Here is a 1,275-nt window from a genome sequence, read left to right as displayed (position 1 = left end):
AACACTAAAAGGCTGGCTGAATTTACCCATACAGATAGCCATATCCCGGAACAAAACAAAGCTATAACAATGTAGATAGCTATAATCCTCTTCCTTGACTAGGAGAGCTGCTAGAAGCTAGGTATGATTCTAAACAGTATGAATATCAGAAGATGCGGCAGCAGGGACTCAACTTCTCATGAAAACTAGATTGTAGCGATGGTTGATGGGATTTTAGACGTACGTCTGTAATGTTACAGCTCATGATGCTGGGAGTATTATTAGCAAAATCCACGATAATGTGTAAGGAATATAAGAAACAATTGGGAATAGTATATTGCAAGAATGCAAAAGATATGGTACCTCCATATCCTTGGGGCTAGGTAGCTCAGGGGTAGAGCAGGAGCATCATAATCTCCGGGTCGGGGGTTCGAATCCCTCCTTAGCCACTTGTATAATGATCCAAAACTAGCTTAGGTATAAACAGGCTCCAAAATCTTCTCCCTAATAGTTTTTGCTATGTACTATGCATTATCAAGTTGAAAGTATATTTTCGCTATTAGAGAATATTCAGAGGTTTTGAGGATGTTATAATGCAATACATAACCTTAGTACAGGCAGGAATAAGGCATGTACTATTGATTATCTGTATTGCTTTGGGGGGTATGCATGTTTTTTGTACATGCGACCCTATTAAGTAGTATGGTAAGGAACTTTAAACCTGATTGGAGTTGCATCGGACAAGAGTGCCTAATAGGGATTATTCGTGAGGTGTGCTATTTCTTGTATTATTTTTGCTATATAACAAGCAGCCTTTTTTCCTTCCTTATAGCGTTAACAAGCCTTTATTTATGCGCTATCTTCTATATTTATTTTTCTTTGCCGAAATGGGCGTTATCTAAGCTGCTCTCGAATAAGTCTCTACGGTATAATCAAATTAGAGCGCATAATGAAATCTTTATACAGGATGCAAGAGTATACTTTATAAACGCAGTTTCAACGCCGCATAATTTCCCTGCTATAGGATACTTTGCTCTGACGTGTGTTGACTAGGTTACTATACGGTGAAGAAATGAGAGTATTTTTTTGTAAATTGGGCTGGAAAGGAAAGGGGGTGATAAATGGATAAACACCTAGTTATTTCTATCGTGAAAAACCAAATTTTTGTGAAGGCTGCAAAAGCAGGAGAGATGAGAAGGGAAGAGAGGGTTTTTTCGTAGGTTTGTGTCTAGATTGTAAATCCTTTAGGATGCCCTTAACAAGGAGGTTGCTGCAAAACATTATGGGAAAAAGAAG

The 1,275-nt window shown here is 38.2% G+C and carries 1 tRNA gene; it reads left to right on the top strand.

From position 1 onward, the window contains the following. Positions 1–356 precede the first annotated feature (356 nt). Positions 357–428: transfer RNA gene (locus KPX09_RS05295), tRNA-Met, on the top strand. Positions 429–1,275 lie beyond the last annotated feature (847 nt).

The organism is Anaplasma phagocytophilum (genome assembly GCF_023476575.1).
Lineage (GTDB): Bacteria > Pseudomonadota > Alphaproteobacteria > Rickettsiales > Anaplasmataceae > Anaplasma > Anaplasma phagocytophilum_A.
Note: the sequence above shows the minus strand (reverse complement) of the source record. Positions and strands in the feature narration are given on the sequence as shown.